This window comes from Moraxella sp. CTOTU47915 (assembly GCF_031986685.1).
In the GTDB taxonomy this organism is placed as follows: domain Bacteria; phylum Pseudomonadota; class Gammaproteobacteria; order Pseudomonadales; family Moraxellaceae; genus Faucicola; species Faucicola tetraodonis.
This window is the reverse complement of record NZ_DAMAAE010000010.1, coordinates 21,098-38,507: the sequence shown is the minus strand read 5'-3', so window position 1 is coordinate 38,507 and position 17,410 is coordinate 21,098. Positions and strand designations below refer to the sequence as shown.

The window sequence follows — 17,410 nt, the reverse complement described above, 5'->3', positions numbered from 1 at the left end:
GAAAAAAAATCCCACCCAGTTTTTTAAGTTTGATGGCATATTTTTTAGTAACTATTTTTAATAACTATGACCCAATAACATGACTTGGTTAAAAAATTGTGGTAAAGAAATCTTCTGTAATCTGCTATGTTAGCGGTGTTTATCAATTGTTTAACACAATAAAGGACAGGAGTATTTGATATGCATCAACAATTTTCTTTTTTCGCCGCTATTAGGCTATCTACTAAACGCCTAGCTAATAAACGCCAAGCTACTAAATGCATAGGAAGTGCCGCTGCAGTGATTGGCTCAGCCCTAGCCTTGGGCGGCTGCGCCGCTACCACTGGTACCGGTGTGATGGATGCTAATAACACCATCGGCACTGCCAACAATGTCGGCATGGCGATATTTAAAGCCGCGGTGAATCAACAATGCCAAACTCAATTACAAAATAACCAATACTGGCGCTTGGGCAGCGTTTTGATGACTTCCGAGAAACAAGCAGAGGTAGCGAGCAATGTCTGTAGCTGCGTCAGCGAAAAAGCGCCGCAGTCCGTCACCATTGTCGATTTGACCACAGCAGCGGTTGACCCGACCGCGCGCAATGTCATTGTGGCGCGTGCCGTATCGAATACCTTGCAGCAATGCGTGGGCGAATTTGTTAAGTAAATATTAACTTGCTACTGAGTGTGCGCTACTATATAATAGCGCACCTTGTTTATACCAATATAGTTAGATGATTTTAACTTAGGTGCATTCAATCTCCTTGCTGTTGACACGGGGTCAACGGCTGTTTAATCCGTGAGGAGTCTTTATGAGACATTATGAACTGGTATTATTGGTTCACCCAGACCAAAGCGACCAAGTGGTTGGCATGGTTGAGCGTTATATCAACTTAGTAAAAGAACAAGGTGGTGCTATCCATCGCCTAGAAGATTGGGGTCGTCGTCAATTAGCTTACCCAATCAACAAAGTTCACAAAGCTCACTATGTGCTATTAAACATTGAAGCGGGTCAACAAACGCTTGATGAGCTTGAAGAATTATTCCGTTATAACGATGCTATCATCCGTAGCTTAGTTATCCGTCGTGACGAAGCGATTACTGAAGAATCACCATTAGCAAAAAGTGCTGAAGAAAAACGTGCTCGTAAAGCTTCACGCCGTAACGATACAGCTCAAGATGACTATCAATCAAATGATGATGAGTCAGAAGTTGATGCTGAAGACAACAACGACGAATAATTAAGGAGACTAATCATGGCACGTTTTTATCGCCGCCGTAAATTTTGCCGTTTTACTGCTGAAGGCATTACCCATATCGATTATAAAGATATCGAAATCCTAAAACAGTATGTCACTGAAAGTGGCAAAATCGTACCAAGCCGTATCACTGGTACTTCAAACAAATATCAACGCCAATTGGCTGTAGCAATCAAACAAGCGCGTTATCTTGCGTTGGTTCCTTACACTGACAGCCAAAAATAAACCAAGGAGTGATATATGCAAGTTATTTTATTACAACGTATCGCTAACCTAGGTAAACTAGGCGATACTGTTAATGTAAAAGCAGGTTACGGCCGTAACTTCCTTGTACCACAAGGTAAAGCATTACCAGCCACTGCTTTTAACATCGAAAAATTTGAAGCACGCCGTGCAGAACTTGAAAAAGTAGAAGCTGATGAATTAGCCGCTGCTAATGCCCGTGCTGAAGCGCTACAAGACGTCAATGTTATCATCCGTGCAAAATCAGGTGATGAAGGCAAACTATTTGGCTCTATCGGTACTCGCGATATCGCCGATGCCTTAACTAAATCTGGTTTACCTGTTGACCGTTCAGAAGTTAAATTGCCTGAAGGTGCATTACGTCAAATTGGCGAATATAATGTTGACATTCAATTACATCACGATGTAATGACCAACATTCAAGTCACTATCTTGGCAGAAGATTCAGCTGCTTAATTGATAGTTTACTTTAAAAAAGAGATGGCTTTGCTGTCTCTTTTTTTTATTGTTTGCGGCGTAAAAATTCAACAAGAAAGCCTAAAATTCAAGCTGATTTCATTCAAAAAAATTGCCGTTTTTTTATATTTTTCTCATTAGAATTTGGATGGTTTTTTCGGTATATTGACTGTTCTATTTTGATGCGTGTGTTAGACTCACCATTTGCAACCGATAACTTTTAGCAAAATTTTGCCCTTTCAAACTATTTAAAATAACTTTATCACAGGTCATCATGGCAGACGATAAAACCAAAGAGAACGATCTTAAGAATACTTCGCTGACGCAGCACCAACCGCACAGTATGGATTTAGAAAAGTCCGTCCTAGCGTCGCTGATGAGCCTTGAAGAGTCGTTTGATCGCATCTCAGATATTATTACCAAATATGATTTTTATGCACAGCGCCATCAATATATTTTTGATGCTATCTCTCATCTTGCCAATGCCAATGAGCCGTATGATGCCACCATGGTGATGGACTGGCTCGATATGCAAAAACTGCTTGAACCTGCAGGTGGTAGCGATTATCTAGGCGATATCCTATCACAAAGCCCAGCGACGCTGTTTAACTTGACTGCTTATGCGCAGCGGGTAAAAGAATTCTCGACCTTACGCCAAATCATCAAAGCCGGCAGTCATATGCTAGAGCTTGCCTTTGACCCAAAAAATCAAAGTGTCAGTGATATTTTAGATACCGTTGAAAGCGAAATTTTTGCCATCAATGAAACCCATAGCCGCCATTCAAAACACAAGGGTCCTACCCAACTGAGCGATGTTATTACCAATGTCGTCAACAATATCCAAGAACTTAAAGACCATCCTGAAGGCATGATTGGGCTTAAGACCCCGTTTGAAGAACTCAATAACAAAACCCAAGGGCTACAAGCGGGCGATCTCATTATTGTGGCAGCGCGTCCTTCGATGGGTAAAACCACATTTGCGATGAATTTGGCAGAGAGTATTTTATTTCATACCGATTTACCGGTGGTGGTGTTTTCAATGGAAATGCCTGCCGAGTCAATTGTGATGCGTCTATTGTCCTCTTGGGGGGCTATCAACCAAACGCATTTGCGCTCAGGTCAAATGAACGAAGACGAATGGGGTAAACTCTCCAACGCCATCGCCCATCTGCATGCTAAAAAACTGTATATCGATGACAGTACCGCGCTACCCCCATCTGAGGTTCGTTCACGCTGTCGCCGTATTGCCAAAGACAATGATGGCAAACTTGGGATGGTAATGGTCGACTATCTACAACTGATGAAAGTGCCAGGCTTAGGCGACAACCGCGTGGGTGAGATTTCGGAGATTTCTCGAAGCTTAAAAGCGCTTGCCCGTGAGATGAATTGCCCTGTGGTGGCTTTATCACAGCTAAATCGAAGTTTGGAGAATCGACCCAACAAACGCCCGATTATGTCGGACTTACGGGAGTCGGGTGCAATTGAGCAGGATGCCGATTTGATTATGTTCATTTATCGTGATGAGGTTTATAATGAAAATAGCGATGCTAAAGGCACAGCTGAAATCATTATCGGTAAACAGCGTAATGGACCTATTGGGACAGTGCGCCTATCCTTTGAAGGGCAATTTACCCGTTTTGGTAACTTAACCCCTGAATTTTACCAAACCGCTTCCTTTAGCGAACCTGATGAATAAAAATTTTACTGCAACAAGGTCAAGATTGTGCGTCAAACCAGCATCACCATCGATTTAGCAGCGCTTACCCATAACTTACAACGCGTCAAAGATTATGCCCCTACCGCCAAGGTATTAGCCATGGTGAAAGCCAATGCCTACGGGCATGGCGCCGTCAACTGTTTACCCGCCGTAGCACAAGCCGATGCCCTAGGTGTCGCTTGTTTGCAAGAAGCGATAGAACTACAACAGGCGGGCTGGCAAAAATTAATGGTAGTGATTGAAGGCGCGTTTTCATTAGCAGAATGGCAATATTGTATAGCGCATCAAATCGAGTGCGTGGTACACCACCAACGCCAATTAGACTGGGCGTTGCAGCAGCCTGCAAAAACCGGCGCAACCGTCTGGCTAAAACTAAACACTGGCATGAACCGCCTTGGCTTTACATCGGATGAAATCAAGGAAATTGCTCAGCAATTAACTAGCTCAGGCTATGAGATTGTTTTGACCACCCATTTTGCCAACGCTGATGCCATCGATCATCCCAATAACCAACAACAATTTGAATTATTTGATTCAACCCTACAAATGCTACGTGACCAAGTAAACCCAGCGATTAAAGGCTCATTGTGTAATTCAGCAGGGATTGTGAACTGGTCAGACCGCCATTATGATTGGGTGCGCCCAGGCATTATCTTGTATGGGGCAACGCCTGTAAATCATGCCACTGCCAAACAGCTAAATCTGCAACCCGTCATGCATTTTAACGCCAGTATCATGGCAATTCATACGCTAAAAGCGGGCGATAGCGTGGGTTATGGTAGTCGCTGGACTGCCCGAGCCCCAGCGCGCATCGGCATTGTCAGTGTGGGTTATGCCGATGGCTATCCAAGGGTGATTAGCGATGATGCGTATGTCGTCGCCGCAGGTCAACAGGCGCCTATCATCGGTCGGGTGGCGATGGATATGTTGATGGTTGATTTGACCCATACCACTGGGGTAAACCTTGACTGCCCTGTCCAGCTTTGGGGTAATGCACCGAGCATTGATGAGGTGGGTGGCTGGAATGATACCATTAGCTATGAGCTGTTAAGTGTGGTCACCCGACGTCCAACATGGATTTATCAGTCATAACTGTTAACTATGTGACGGATGTTAAAGTGACACAAATGCGTCAATTTGCTAGACAGTTTGGATAAATCCGCTATACTGATAGTTTACTGTAATGTTTATTGACAAAATTGGGATGTAGGACAGGCAATGAGTACCCGCCATTTTTTGACGTTATTGGATTTTAGCAAAGAAGAATTAATGCAAGTGATTAAACGTGGCAGTGAACTGCGTTTGATGCAGCATGAAGGGGTTATTTATCAGCCTTTTGTCGGTCGTACCTTGGGGATGATCTTTGAAAAATCGAGTACCCGTACCCGTATTTCGTTTGAAACAGGGATGGGACAGTTTGGCGGTCATGCCATATTTCTATCACCTCGCGATACCCAGCTAGGTCGTGGCGAACCGATTGAAGATTCAGCACGTGTCATCTCACGCATGGTCGATATCGTCATGATTCGCACCTTTGAACACAGTATTGTTGAAAAATTCGCCCAGTATTCACAAGTGCCTGTTATCAATGCACTCACTGACGAGCAGCATCCTTGTCAGCTACTAGCCGACATCCAAACCTTTATAGAGCACCGTGGTAGCATCGAAGGCAAAACAGTGACTTGGATTGGGGATGGCAATAATATGTGCGCTTCTTTTATCCATGCTGCGCATCAATTTGGCTTTCAACTGCGGGTTTCCGCGCCTTATGGGTTTGAACCCAATGCCGACCTCATCAAGCAGTATTCGCACTGTGTTGAGCTGGTCGAAGATGTTAATGAGGCGGTCAAAGGCTCGCATTTGGTCGCCACCGATGTATGGGCAAGTATGGGGCAAGAGAGCGAGCAAAATACTCGTGCGCGGCGATTTGCCCAGTATATGGTGACCCGCTCATTACTGGATAAAGCCGATCCAGACGTATTATTTATGCATTGTCTGCCTGCCCACCGCGGCGAAGAAATCTCCTATGATTTGCTTGAGGATCCGCGCGCTGTGGTATGGGATGAAGCCGAAAATCGTCTGCATGCCCAAAAAGCGCTGATGGAATTCTTGTTAACCGATAAAATCAAACTCGCCTAGTCTATGTGGCTTGGGCGTTATCTTTGCGCCCTGCGCTGCCATTATCATTATCTTAACCGCTCTAATTCTTAACCGATAAAGTAAACGGAACATAGCCATGTACTTTGTGCTCTCGCCTGCCAAAAATTTGAATGAAAAAAATGATTTACCTTTTGATTTTAGTCAGCATTATACCCAGCCTGCTTTGATGGCGCACGCTTGCGAATTGATGAGTGAATTAAAAACATTAGCGCCAACCGATTTGTCGGCGTTGATGAGTATCTCAGCTAAACTTGGGCAATTAAATGCCGTGCGCAACCAAAATTGGCGATGGGATACTACCCAGCCATTTAGTACCGATCATGCTGACATACCTGCTAAAGCGGCGCTGTATTTATTTGATGGCGATGTCTATACAGGTTTGGCAGCGCAGCAAATGACTGAACAACAAGTCCATTATGTCAATGAGCGATTAGGAATATTATCTGGGTTGTACGGCTTGTTAAAACCGCTTGATTTGATGCTACCTTATCGCTTGGAAATGGGCACAAAACTAAAAAATCCTAGAGGCGATAATTTGTATCAATTTTGGGGCGATACGCTTGCCAATCTCATCAATCAACGCATGGCAGAAAATAAACACAAAGTTTTGGTAAACTTGGCTTCCAACGAATACTTCAAGGCGGTTAATCCCAAAAAAATCAGCGCGGATATTATCACGCCCCGTTTTGAAGACGGCAAAGATGGTCAATATAAAGTGGTAAGTTTCTATGCCAAAAAGGCACGCGGCTTGATGGTGCGTTTTGCCGCTGAAAATCAGCTGACAACCGCGCAACAGTTAAAAGACTTTAACTTGGAAGGCTATCAGTTTGTTGAAAATGCTTCAAGCTCAACTGAGTATGTTTTTAGACGGGATAATGATTAACTGCGCCGCCATTTAACGCAAAATATTCGCCCATAAATCCACACTCATACTATCTTTTAACACATTTTTATTGAATACACCGATGGTGTTGGCTTGTGGTAGTGAAGCGGTCGGTAGTTCCATCGTCATGGTTGTGATAATTTCCCTAATTAAAAAACCCTATTAAACTGAAGTTTAATAGGGTTTTAATTTTAGCTAAATGGCTTGAGTAGGATATAATCTTTAGATTACATCATGCCGCCCATACCACCCATGCCGCCCATACCACCCATGGCAGCAGCGCCAGCGTCGTCTTTTGGCAGGTCAGTAATCATTGCTTCTGTCGTAAGCATCAAGCCTGCCACAGATGCTGCGTTTTCAAGCGCTGAGCGAGTGACTTTGGCTGGGTCTAAGATACCCATTTCAAGCATATCGCCATATTCACCAGTCGCTGCGTTGTAACCGTAGTTACCTTGACCGCCTTTGACTTGGTTTACCACCACAGATGCTTCATCACCTGCGTTGGTCACGATTTGACGAAGTGGGGCTTCCATCGCACGGCGTAAAATGTTGATACCCGCGGCTTGGTCGTCATTGTCACCATTGACATTGTCAAGCGCAGAGATAGCACGAACCAATGCCACACCACCACCTGCTACAACGCCTTCTTCGACGGCAGCACGAGTTGCATGCAAGGCATCATCCACACGGTCTTTTTTCTCTTTCATTTCAGTTTCAGTCGCCGCACCGACTTTGATAACTGCCACACCGCCTGCGAGTTTAGCAATACGCTCTTGTAGCTTTTCTTTGTCATAATCAGAGGTTGATTCTTCCACTTGGCGACGGATAGAGGCAACACGATCATCGATTTCAGTTTTTTGACCGGCACCATCGACAATCACAGTGTTTTCTTTACCAACCGTCACTTTTTTGGCAGTACCTAATACTGATAAATCCGCAGTTTCTAAGCTCATGCCCAGTTCTTCTGATACAACTGTACCACCCGTTAAGATTGCGATATCTTGAAGCATCGCTTTACGACGGTCACCAAAACCAGGGGCTTTGACAGCACAAACTTTTAAACCGCCGCGCATGTTATTCACAACTAAAGTTGCCAAGGCTTCGTTTTCAACATCTTCAGCAATGATCAGTAAGGCTTTACCAGATTTCATCACGTTTTCAAGCAGTGGAATCAACTCACGGATATTGCTGATTTTTTTGTCGACTAACAAGATTAATGGGTTTTCTAGTTCAGCGGTCAACGTATCTGCTTTATTGGCAAAGTATGGGCTGATGTAGCCACGATCAAATTGCATACCTTCAACGACTTCAAGGGTATCTTCAAAGCCTGAACCTTCTTCAACTGTGATTACGCCTTCTTTACCCACTTTTTCCATCGCTTGAGCGATTAAGTCACCGATAGTTTGGTCAGAGTTAGCTGAGATAGAGCCAACTTGTGCGATGGCTTTAGTGTCATTGGCTGGGGTTGAAAACGCGTGGATTTGTGCAACAACAGCACGTACACCTTTATCGATACCACGTTTTAAGTCCATTGGGTTCATGCCAGCGGCAACTGATTTCATGCCTTCTTGCAAAATCGCTTGGGCTAAAACAGTCGCTGTGGTAGTACCGTCACCTGCAACATCATTGGTTTTGCTTGCAACTTCACGAACTAGCTGTGCACCCATGTTCTCAAATTTGTCATCAAGTTCGATTTCTTTAGCCACTGATACGCCATCTTTAGTGATGGTGGGTGCGCCAAAAGATTTGTCGATAACCACGTTACGACCTTTAGGGCCTAATGTCACTTTAACCGCATTTGCCAATACGTTGACGCCATCAATCATTTTTGCACGGGCATCAATACCAAATTTTACATCTTTAGCCATGTTAAATTCTCCAAATTATAAATTTTTATTTGTATAAGGTAGTCCAAATTGCTACCACGGTTGCTATCAATTACTTTACCAAGTACTTAACCAGTTAGATTAAGACCAGGTAAATTAAGACTAAGTAAATTAGCTTTTGGGTAAAAAACGATTGTTTAAAGTAATGACTGATTAACCTTCAATCACACCCAATACATCACTTTCTTTCATAATCAATAATTCTTCACCATCTACTTTAACCGTTGAGCCGGCATATTGACCAAAGAGTACTTTGTCGCCGACTTTGACATCGAGCGCACGTACATCACCGTTTTCACGGATTTGACCATTACCTACTGCAATGACTTCACCTTGAGACGGTTTTTCTTGGGCGCCGCCTGCTAGCAATAAACCGCCAGCTGTTTTTTGTTCTTCTTCGCTGCGACGCACGACGATACGATCATGTAAAGGACGAATTGCCATAATCTACTCCATAAATTAACTGTTAAATTATTGTTTGAAAGCCGTAGTTAGCTTTGAAAGCTGTGATCAGCTCAGAGGTTGGCTCAAAAGACCCCCTCTATTTTGCCGACCACAAAAAGATGATAACTATCTGTTTACATAAATAATCCTATGCTTATCACATGTTATCAATTCACTGTCTAACAGTGGGGATGTATGCCAATTTGTTCAAGCAGAAAATTACGAAATTTTGCAATTTGTTGTCAATTTTTTAACCCCTTCACCCAAATACCTCATAAAGACTGTCGTTTATTGCACAATCACAATCTTTTGTTAACTGGCTTGTATTTGCTTGCCATCAATACTACTGTATGCATACCAAATAGATTTAACCTTATCTGATGAACGTTATTTGATGGATGAAACATGAAAAATTCTTTAGTAAAAAAACTGTTAGTAAGTACTTCACTCGTGTCAGCGATGGCTATCACTTCTATAGCGAATGCGGCAGTTGCCCCTTTTAATGCAACCTATAATTTTAATATTGAAGGCAAATATAATGGTACCGCAAGCCGTGTATTGACCCAAACTGGCAATCAGTATTTTTATAATGTTAATGCAAGTGTCGGTAAATTAGCCAGTGCCAAGCAAACCGCCAATTTTGTCAATACCAATGGCGCTATCTTACCGGTGAGCGCATTAACCCAATACAAAATCTTAGGGACGGGTCGAACTACCACATTAAACTTTAATAACGCAAAAAAACAACTGGTCACCAATTATAAAGGTCAAAACAAAGTCATTGCTTTGCCACAGCCTGCGTATGATGATTTAAGTTTAGAAATTCAAATTCGGGAAGATTTAAAAGCAGGCAAGTTCCGTGGTAACTATTACATGGCAGATCGCAATACCGTTGAAGCGGTGCCCTTCAAAAAATCTGCCATGACTCGCATTACCGTGCCAGCGGGTACTTTTGATGTGGTGCGTATCGATCGCGTACATGATGATAAAGACCGTCAAACCAGTTTTTGGTTAGCCCCAAAACTTGATTATCTACCTGTTAAAGTCGTTCAAAACAATGATGGTAGAAAAATGGAAATGAATCTGGCTAGAGTAAATTAATACTTTGTCATGCTTTGACTCAAACACCGATTATATTAATCGGTGTTTTTTTATGTTTATGTCACTGTAAATACGCTATTAGTGACTTATCAGGTCAGAAATTGGCGTCATTTTTGTAAGCCATAAGTTGTCAAGGCGTAAGTTTTTAACTATTCTTTGTGGGTCCATTGGAAGGCCTCACTATCCTGTCTAAGTTTCTCATACCTTTTAGCAACCTTTAGCAAGCTCTCCAATTCGCACTTTATCAATATCCATGTAAAAGGGAGTATTTCATGTCATTAAGATTGCAATCCTTAACACTCGCTATTGCCAGCATTTCATTTGCTAGCGCTGCCCAAGCCGCAGGGCTTGACCGCTCAACTCAGCCAAGTTGGGGGTTTACGCAAGATGGCACTTTTGCGTACATCGAACGAATCACCATCGACCCATCGATTAGTGGCAAAGACAATGCGGCCACCACCCCTTCGCCAACCACGTACGAAGAAGGTCGCGATACCAACAACATGGCGCTAAACTATGATTTTATCAATTATGGGGCAAAAGCAGACATCAACGATAAAGTCAGTGTGGGTGTGTTTTTTGACCAGCCGTGGGGCGCGGATGTTGAGTTCACCGGCAATAATAACTTTGTCAATGGTACAGTCAGCGCGCAGCAGGTTGCTGCTGCAGGACAAGCGGCGCTAGCAGCCGCCACAGCTGCAAAAACTGCCGCTGCTGCTTATCAAGCAGATCCAACCAACCAAACACTCGCTTATAACGCGGCTACCGCGCTTAAAACCGCACAGCAAGCAGGGGCAGCCTACAATCTAGCAAGCAATATCGCTCAGCATCCCAACGAAGGTACCAATGCCTCCGTTGATAGTAAAAACTTCACGGGTTTGGTGGGGGTCAAATTTGGCGAAAAAAATAACTGGCAAGTATATGGCGGGCCGGTATTACAAAAATTAGAAGGTGAAGTGCATTTACGCGGTACAGCCTACAATTCGACCCAAGGTTATGATGGTATCTTTGCCCAATCGAATGGTTATGGTTGGATGGCAGGTTTGGCCTATAGCAAACCTGAAATTGCGCTTAAAGCGGCGTTGACTTATCGCTCTGAAATTGATCATGACACCGTAGCGTATGAATACATGCCAGCAACTGGCGAATCAGGCAGTTATGACATGACCATCACTACCCCAAAATCTGTGAATGTTGACTTTCAAACAGGTCTTAATCCAACCACGCTGTTGACCGCAAAACTGCGCTGGGTACCTTGGAGTGATTTTTCAATCAAACCGCCTCTGTATAATGCAACGACCAAAAAAGCCACCGGCGCGGATTTTAAACCCCTATATCCCAATGGTTTAAACTTGATTGATTACTCAGATGATGGCTGGGCAGCAGAAGTGGGCTTGGGTAAAAAATTAAGTAATCAATGGGCAGTATCAGGCTCAGTGGGTTGGGATAGCGGCGCGGGTGATCCCACCACCACCTTAGGACCTGTGGAAGGTCATTGGAATGTGGGTCTAGGCGCCAAGTACAATGTTACACCCGAAGTCGCCGTGTCGGCAGGCGTGAAATATTTGATGTTTGGCGATGCCAAATCAAAAATCCCCAATGGCGACTTAGTGGGTGATTTCCAAAATAACGATGCTTGGATTTACGGGCTGCGTTTAACTTATCAGAAAAAATAAGTCTCATAAAAAAAGCCTATCACATCGATAGGCTTTTTTTTATGTCGAACCATTAATCGCGATGTTTACCATCCACCTCTAATCCTAACATATCAAGCAAGGCTGCCATGCTTGCAGATACCGTGATATTGGGGTTAGTGACCAACCCCAAATAGCGTTGTAACTCAACGGGGGTATCCATGTTAATCGGCTGTAAATCTTGATTGACTAACGTCTGCGGTAACACCGACCAGCCTAGCCCAACCGATACCAACATACGAATCGACTCCAGCGGATTGGTGCTCATGGTGGCATACGGTTTTAAGTTATATTTGGCAAATTCAGCTAAAGTGATTTGGCTGGTAAAGGTATTGGCGGCGGGTAGAATCGCTGGATAATTTGCCAATTGCTCAAGCGTCACGTTCATTTTATGCGCGAGTGGCGATAAAATGCCTGTCACAAAATGCAGCGGATCTGACCATAGCATATGATAATTTAGACGTTTATCATACACAGGGGGTAGCGTTAAAAAAGCCAATGACAAGTCGCCATCAAGGACTGCTTTATGCGCTTGCTCAGAATCGACAAAATGCACTTCAAGCTGTACCGCAGGATAGCTTTGGATAAATTGTTTGAGGACAGCTGGCAAATGATGTAAGCCAATATGATGACTGGTACCGATAATCAGTTTGCCTGATACTGTTTGCTGGCGGTTTTTAAGATTAATTTTTAGATTGTCGTAATCATCTAGCCAGCGTTTGGCATGGGGTATCAAGTCATGCGCCGCTTGGGTTGGGATAATACCACGACCCACTGTATCAAAAAGGGTGACATCAAATTCGTCTTCTAAGTTTTTGATACGCTTACTTACTGCAGGCTGTGTAATAAATAATTTATCAGCCGCCTGCGAGATACTACCTGTTTGCATAACCGCTAAAAAAGTATTTAAATTTGTGGTATTCATCTTTCCCCCAACAATAAAATCCTACCATTTGATATAAATAAAAGTTTCATTCTTTAAAAAATACATTAAATAAGATTATAAGATAACGTATGGACAAATACAATTTATTTAATCGTCCAATACATTCCTAAAATTTTTATAAAATATAAAAATCATCAATTAAAATTATCATTTTTCTTTGTTATAATGGCGTTATTGTGTACCCAATTACTACGCCCTTTTATAAAAAAACCATAGGATATGTGTCATGGCAGCACAAACGCTTTATGATAAACTTTGGCAAGACCACTTAGTCAATCAACGAGACGACGGTTCTAGTCTTATCTATATCGACCGTCATTTATTACACGAAGTCACAAGCCCACAAGCATTTGAAGGCTTGTCATTGGCAAATCGTGACCCTTGGCGTTTGTCAGCAAACGTCGCCACCCCTGACCATAATGTTCCAACAGTGGCAAGCGAACGTAAAGAAGGGGTGGCAGGTATTAAAGATGACGTCTCTCGCTTGCAAGTAGCCACACTTGATGAAAACTGTGCCAAATTTAACATCACTGAATTTACCATCAATGACGTGCGCCAAGGTATTGTGCATGTGGTAGGCCCAGAACAAGGTTTGGTATTACCTGGGATGACCGTAGTGTGTGGCGACTCACATACCGCAACCCATGGTGCGTTAGGCTGTCTTGCCCACGGTATCGGTACCAGTGAAGTTGAGCATGTATTGGCAACGCAGTGTCTTGTGCAAACCAAGATGAAAAATATGCTTATCAAAGTCGATGGCAAATTGGGTGAAGGTGTCACCCCCAAAGACGTGGTACTAGCGATTATTGCAAAAATCGGCACCGCGGGCGGAACGGGCTACGCCATTGAATTTGCAGGCGATGTGTTCCGTGACATGAGCATGGAAGGACGTATGACCGTGTGTAACATGGCGATTGAAGCCGGTGCGCGCGTTGGTATGGTAGCCGTTGATGACACCACCATTGAATACGTCAAAGGTCGTCCCTATGCGCCTACCGGTGAAATGTGGGATAAGGCCGTGGCTTACTGGCAAACCCTACACTCAGATGGCGATGCTGTATTTGATACCGTCATTGAGATGGCAGGCGCGGACATCGCACCCCAAGTGTCTTGGGGCACATCCCCTGAAATGGTGGTGGATATCAGCGCGCACGTCCCTACCCTAGATGCGGCAAAAGATGACGTACAAAAAGAGGCTTGGACACGCGCTTATGAGTATATGGGTTTGACCGCAGGCCAACCGGTCACTGACATCAAAGTCGATCGGGTGTTTATCGGCTCTTGTACCAACTCACGTATTGAAGATATTCGCGCGGCGGCGGCGGTTATCAAAGGTCGCAGAGTCGCAGATAGCGTCAAAGAAGCGATTGTGGTAGCTGGTTCTGGGTTGGTTAAACAACAAGCAGAAAGCGAAGGGCTAGATAAAATCTTTACCGCAGCCGGTTTTGAATGGCGGGAGCCAGGCTGCTCGATGTGCCTCGCCATGAACGCGGATAAATTGCAGCCAAAAGAACATTGCGCTAGTACCTCGAATCGTAACTTTGAAGGTCGTCAAGGCAATGGCGGACGCACCCATTTGGTCAGCCCTGCGATGGCAGCTGCCGCCGCATTAGCGGGTCATTTTGTTGACGTGAGAAATTTTTAAGGTAGAACTATGAAAAAATATACCCTTGAGCAAGGCATTGTCTGCCCACTAGACCGCTCAAACGTGGACACTGACCAAATCATTCCAAAACAGTTTTTGAAATCTATCAAACGCACAGGATTTGGTGCCAATCTATTTGATGAATGGCGTTATTTGGACGAAGGCTATCCTGGTCAAGACAATAGCAAACGCCCCATTAACCCTGATTTTATTTTGAATCAGCCCCGTTATCAAGGTGCTAACATTTTGCTTGCGCGTAAAAACTTTGGTTGTGGTTCAAGCCGTGAGCATGCCCCTTGGGCGCTCGAAGAATACGGTTTTCGTACGGTGATTGCCCCCAGTTTTGCCGATATTTTCTACAATAACTGCTTTAAAAATGGCATGTTGCCAGTGATTTTAAGCGAAGATGCGGTCAGTGAATTGTTTGCCGAATGTTTTGCCCAAGATGGCTACCAATTAACCGTGGATTTAGAAAAACAGCAAGTGATTTCACCCTCAGGTAAAAGCTATGCGTTTGACGTCGATGAATTCCGTAAGCACTGTCTGCTCAACGGTTTAGACGATATTGGTCTTACCTTACAGCAAGCTGATAGCATCAAAGCGTATGAAGAGAACGCCAAACAATCACGCCCTTGGGTATTTGGCACAGGCGCTGTTTAGGCTGCTGCTTGGTTAAGTAAATGTCCACTGTTAGTAGCGTTTCATCATTGATGATTTATCATTGATAGTTTATCCATCATGTATCCCATCCTGCGTATAAGCCGTGTCTAAAGAAGCATTTTTTGACAAAGGCATTTTTTGACAAAGGTTGGCATATTGGTTATGTTAGTCACATTTTAGCGTGCCTATGACTGTGTTTAAATCATGGCATCATCCGCCATAATTATCATCGTCTAACTATGGCAGCCACCCTGTTACTGCAATATTTTAGTTGCCTTTTTTGATTTGAGGGAATAACGACCATGATGTTTACGAAGCGCTTTTTTCGCCCTGACTGTTTGCCTGTTGTAGGTATAGCCATTGCGATTTATTCGGCAGTGGCGCTATCTGGCTGTCAATCAATGACAAAGCAACCAAGCGCACGCGCCAAACCCTCAGTGGTAACAGCGCCGCAACCGATTGCTGCAGGCAAAAGCACACTAAAATGCACAGGCGTTTATGCCTGTGAAATCAATCGTATTGGCACATTGGCAGTTATTAATCAATCGACTCACACCCCGAGCGCTACCCTTGGCAACCATAGCCAAGTTGCCAGCCCTGTGACCGTCACACCCTTGATGAGTAAGCCGCAGAGCAAGTCTACTATGCCAAACTACTTGGTAAGTTTTCCGAGTGGTCAGCACATGGTTGCCACCCGTTTTTATTTGGATGAGGACTTGACGACGGTTGAAAGTTTTAGTTTTATCCATCGTTTTGAAAGCGGTAAACGCTATGAGCTCAAAGCCTACCGCCAAATTCAAAAGACCGATTATAGTTTGCTAGCGCAGTCTGCCCCAACGCCCCTGTGTATTGATTTGTATGAAAATGCCAAACTTACCAATCAATGGTGTAAAAAACCTAATCAGCAAGGCGCTTTATCGAATGAATTTATAAAGATTGCTTTATAGATGCGCCTTAAAGCGTGACGCAAAAAAGCGTCATTCAATAATGCCTGATTCGATTATTTTTTAGAAACTAACAAAATTTTAAAAGCTGCGTTGTCAGCAAAAAGTTGTGGATTAACGTGAAGGAAGTAACATGACAAAACAGATCGCCGTATTACAAGGTGATGGTATTGGTCCTGAAATCATTGGACAAGCTGTCAAAGTATTGGACAAATTAATCGAGCAAGGATTAGACGCTCGCTATGAGTATGGGCTGTTAGGTGGCTCAGCGTATGATGCGCATGGCTCACCCTATCCAGAAGCTACCCAAAATTTGTGCCGCAAGGCTGATGCGGTATTGCTCGGCGCTGTAGGCGGCCCACAGTATGATAACCTTGAACGCTCAGTGCGCCCAGAGCGTGGATTACTGGCGATTCGTAAAGACTTAAATCTATTTGCCAATCTTCGCCCAGCCATTCTTTATCCAGAGCTTGCCAATGCCTCAACTTTAAAACCTGAGGTGGTATCTGGCTTAGATATTTTGATCGTCCGTGAGCTCACCGGCGATATTTATTTTGGTGAACCACGCGGTATTCGCACGCTTGAGAACGGCGAGAAAGAAGGCTACAACACCATGAAATACAGCGAATCAGAAATTCGCCGTATCGCCAAAGTCGCCTTTGAAGCGGCGCAAAAACGCGGTAAAAAACTCTGCTCAGTTGATAAAGCCAACGTACTTGAGACCACAGAGTTTTGGAAGCAGATTTTCACTGAAGTCGCTGCCCAATACCCCGATGTTGAATTGACTCACATGTATGTCGACAATGCAGCGATGCAGCTGGTCAAAGCCCCAAAACAGTTTGATGTAATTGCCACTGGCAATATTTTTGGCGATATTTTGTCAGATCAAGCCTCGATGCTGACTGGCTCTATTGGTATGCTGCCATCCGCGAGCTTAAATGACACAGGCAAAGGGCTATATGAACCATCGCATGGCTCTGCCCCTGATATTGCAGGTCAAAATAAAGCCAACCCATTGGCAACCATTTTGTCATTGGCGATGCTGTTACGTTATAGCCTCAATGATGAAGCCCGTGCCACACAGGTTGAGCAAGCAGTGCAAAAAGTATTACAGCAAGGGTTACGCACAGGCGATATCTTTGAACAAGGCACCACGCTGGTTTCTTGTTCAGACATGGGGGATGCGGTCATCGCTAACTTATAATCTTTGATTAGCCTAATTTTTACCCTGCATTAAAGGCAGTGTTAGCTGGTCTAACCTGCCTTTTTTTATGGCATTTTTGCCAACATTTTTTTGAAAAATTTGTAAAATCCTGCTTATCTTCAACTGGGTTTTGCTATAGTATGCCATGATCGTTTCTCTAAAACTTCGATGACCTTCCATCCTCACT

At 43.9% G+C, this 17,410-nt stretch carries 17 protein-coding genes; 14 read left to right on the top strand and 3 right to left on the bottom strand.

Annotated elements, in window-relative coordinates; all coding sequences use genetic code 11:
* The first annotated feature begins 180 nt into the window (after nucleotides 1–180).
* The 8 genes from RTL34_RS08895 to yaaA all read left to right on the top strand — a co-directional run bounded on the left by RTL34_RS08895 (nucleotide 181) and on the right by yaaA (nucleotide 6,699).
* The gene (locus tag RTL34_RS08895) at nucleotides 181–648 is read left to right on the top strand and encodes a hypothetical protein (protein ID WP_312116303.1); all 468 of its coding nucleotides are present in this window, start codon (nucleotides 181–183) and stop codon (nucleotides 646–648) included.
* 145 nt (nucleotides 649–793) lie between these two features.
* Nucleotides 794–1,222 carry a 30S ribosomal protein S6 gene (rpsF, locus tag RTL34_RS08890; RefSeq protein WP_007114929.1) on the top strand — a complete coding sequence of 143 codons (429 nt, stop codon included), beginning with the start codon at nucleotides 794–796 and terminating at the stop codon, nucleotides 1,220–1,222.
* A 15-nt stretch (nucleotides 1,223–1,237) separates the two neighbouring features.
* Nucleotides 1,238–1,465 (top strand): 30S ribosomal protein S18, encoded by a 228-nt coding sequence (gene rpsR, locus RTL34_RS08885; protein WP_036594162.1) that lies wholly within the window; start codon nucleotides 1,238–1,240, stop codon nucleotides 1,463–1,465.
* A 15-nt stretch (nucleotides 1,466–1,480) separates the two neighbouring features.
* Nucleotides 1,481–1,939: a 50S ribosomal protein L9 gene (rplI, locus tag RTL34_RS08880; RefSeq protein WP_060994380.1), complete on the top strand. Its 459-nt coding sequence runs from the start codon at nucleotides 1,481–1,483 to the stop codon at nucleotides 1,937–1,939.
* Nucleotides 1,940–2,213: 274 nt separating this feature from the next.
* The gene (dnaB, locus tag RTL34_RS08875) at nucleotides 2,214–3,635 is read left to right on the top strand and encodes a replicative DNA helicase (RefSeq protein ID WP_312116298.1); all 1,422 of its coding nucleotides are present in this window, start codon (nucleotides 2,214–2,216) and stop codon (nucleotides 3,633–3,635) included.
* A gap of 27 nt (nucleotides 3,636–3,662) precedes the next feature.
* Complete coding sequence (alr, locus tag RTL34_RS08870; RefSeq protein WP_312116295.1) at nucleotides 3,663–4,748, top strand: alanine racemase; 1,086 nt, start codon at nucleotides 3,663–3,665, stop codon at nucleotides 4,746–4,748.
* Between the two features lie 126 nt (nucleotides 4,749–4,874).
* Nucleotides 4,875–5,795 (top strand): ornithine carbamoyltransferase, encoded by a 921-nt coding sequence (argF, locus tag RTL34_RS08865; RefSeq protein WP_096489138.1) that lies wholly within the window; start codon nucleotides 4,875–4,877, stop codon nucleotides 5,793–5,795.
* Between the two features lie 97 nt (nucleotides 5,796–5,892).
* On the top strand, nucleotides 5,893–6,699 hold the full coding sequence (yaaA, locus tag RTL34_RS08860) for a peroxide stress protein YaaA (protein WP_050325047.1): 807 nt from the start codon (nucleotides 5,893–5,895) through the stop codon (nucleotides 6,697–6,699).
* 227 nt (nucleotides 6,700–6,926) lie between these two features.
* Here yaaA and groL read toward each other — a convergent pair whose 3' ends face one another.
* Nucleotides 6,927–8,567 carry a chaperonin GroEL gene (groL, locus tag RTL34_RS08855; protein ID WP_007114919.1) on the bottom strand — a complete coding sequence of 547 codons (1,641 nt, stop codon included), beginning with the start codon at nucleotides 8,565–8,567 and terminating at the stop codon, nucleotides 6,927–6,929.
* 171 nt (nucleotides 8,568–8,738) lie between these two features.
* A complete protein-coding gene (locus RTL34_RS08850; RefSeq protein WP_197931485.1) occupies nucleotides 8,739–9,032 on the bottom strand; it encodes a co-chaperone GroES in 294 nt (97 codons plus the stop codon).
* A gap of 402 nt (nucleotides 9,033–9,434) precedes the next feature.
* Here RTL34_RS08850 and RTL34_RS08845 point away from each other — a divergent pair, with 402 nt between their 5' ends.
* Both RTL34_RS08845 and RTL34_RS08840 read left to right on the top strand, forming a co-directional pair.
* On the top strand, nucleotides 9,435–10,130 hold the full coding sequence (locus tag RTL34_RS08845; protein ID WP_312116290.1) for a DUF3108 domain-containing protein: 696 nt from the start codon (nucleotides 9,435–9,437) through the stop codon (nucleotides 10,128–10,130).
* A gap of 272 nt (nucleotides 10,131–10,402) precedes the next feature.
* The gene (locus RTL34_RS08840; protein ID WP_312116288.1) at nucleotides 10,403–11,806 is read left to right on the top strand and encodes an outer membrane protein transport protein; all 1,404 of its coding nucleotides are present in this window, start codon (nucleotides 10,403–10,405) and stop codon (nucleotides 11,804–11,806) included.
* Nucleotides 11,807–11,858: 52 nt separating this feature from the next.
* Here the strand turns inward: RTL34_RS08840 and RTL34_RS08835 are convergent, their stop codons facing one another.
* Nucleotides 11,859–12,749 carry a LysR family transcriptional regulator gene (locus tag RTL34_RS08835; protein ID WP_065252955.1) on the bottom strand — a complete coding sequence of 297 codons (891 nt, stop codon included), beginning with the start codon at nucleotides 12,747–12,749 and terminating at the stop codon, nucleotides 11,859–11,861.
* Between the two features lie 247 nt (nucleotides 12,750–12,996).
* On the opposite strand from RTL34_RS08835, the gene leuC reads away from it, so the two are divergent.
* The 4 genes from leuC (at nucleotide 12,997) to leuB (ending at nucleotide 17,223) form a co-directional block, all read left to right on the top strand.
* Nucleotides 12,997–14,415, top strand: coding sequence for a 3-isopropylmalate dehydratase large subunit (gene leuC / locus RTL34_RS08830; protein ID WP_312116285.1), 1,419 nt, complete (start codon nucleotides 12,997–12,999; stop codon nucleotides 14,413–14,415).
* A gap of 9 nt (nucleotides 14,416–14,424) precedes the next feature.
* Entirely contained in the window at nucleotides 14,425–15,075 is a 651-nt protein-coding gene (gene leuD, locus RTL34_RS08825) for a 3-isopropylmalate dehydratase small subunit (RefSeq protein ID WP_076774050.1), read from the top strand.
* A gap of 302 nt (nucleotides 15,076–15,377) precedes the next feature.
* Nucleotides 15,378–16,022, top strand: a complete 645-nt coding sequence (locus tag RTL34_RS08820) for a hypothetical protein (protein ID WP_312116283.1) — start codon at nucleotides 15,378–15,380, stop codon at nucleotides 16,020–16,022.
* A gap of 130 nt (nucleotides 16,023–16,152) precedes the next feature.
* Nucleotides 16,153–17,223 (top strand): 3-isopropylmalate dehydrogenase, encoded by a 1,071-nt coding sequence (leuB, locus tag RTL34_RS08815; RefSeq protein WP_312116281.1) that lies wholly within the window; start codon nucleotides 16,153–16,155, stop codon nucleotides 17,221–17,223.
* Nucleotides 17,224–17,410: the final 187 nt, after the last annotated feature.

What these genes read in the sequence shown, in the direction of transcription:
- dnaB (WP_312116298.1), top strand. Translation starts at nt 2,214, where the DNA reads ATGGCAGACGATAAAACCAAAGAGAACGATCTTAAGAATACTTCGCTG.
- leuB (WP_312116281.1), top strand. Translation starts at nt 16,153, where the DNA reads ATGACAAAACAGATCGCCGTATTACAAGGTGATGGTATTGGTCCTGAA.
- argF (WP_096489138.1), top strand. Translation starts at nt 4,875, where the DNA reads ATGAGTACCCGCCATTTTTTGACGTTATTGGATTTTAGCAAAGAAGAA.
- groL (WP_007114919.1), bottom strand. Translation starts at nt 8,567, where the DNA reads ATGGCTAAAGATGTAAAATTTGGTATTGATGCCCGTGCAAAAATGATT.
- RTL34_RS08895 (WP_312116303.1), top strand. Translation starts at nt 181, where the DNA reads ATGCATCAACAATTTTCTTTTTTCGCCGCTATTAGGCTATCTACTAAA.
- rpsR (WP_036594162.1), top strand. Translation starts at nt 1,238, where the DNA reads ATGGCACGTTTTTATCGCCGCCGTAAATTTTGCCGTTTTACTGCTGAA.
- leuC (WP_312116285.1), top strand. Translation starts at nt 12,997, where the DNA reads ATGGCAGCACAAACGCTTTATGATAAACTTTGGCAAGACCACTTAGTC.
- rplI (WP_060994380.1), top strand. Translation starts at nt 1,481, where the DNA reads ATGCAAGTTATTTTATTACAACGTATCGCTAACCTAGGTAAACTAGGC.
- yaaA (WP_050325047.1), top strand. Translation starts at nt 5,893, where the DNA reads ATGTACTTTGTGCTCTCGCCTGCCAAAAATTTGAATGAAAAAAATGAT.
- RTL34_RS08820 (WP_312116283.1), top strand. Translation starts at nt 15,378, where the DNA reads ATGATGTTTACGAAGCGCTTTTTTCGCCCTGACTGTTTGCCTGTTGTA.
- leuD (WP_076774050.1), top strand. Translation starts at nt 14,425, where the DNA reads ATGAAAAAATATACCCTTGAGCAAGGCATTGTCTGCCCACTAGACCGC.
- rpsF (WP_007114929.1), top strand. Translation starts at nt 794, where the DNA reads ATGAGACATTATGAACTGGTATTATTGGTTCACCCAGACCAAAGCGAC.
- RTL34_RS08835 (WP_065252955.1), bottom strand. Translation starts at nt 12,749, where the DNA reads ATGAATACCACAAATTTAAATACTTTTTTAGCGGTTATGCAAACAGGT.
- RTL34_RS08840 (WP_312116288.1), top strand. Translation starts at nt 10,403, where the DNA reads ATGTCATTAAGATTGCAATCCTTAACACTCGCTATTGCCAGCATTTCA.
- RTL34_RS08845 (WP_312116290.1), top strand. Translation starts at nt 9,435, where the DNA reads ATGAAAAATTCTTTAGTAAAAAAACTGTTAGTAAGTACTTCACTCGTG.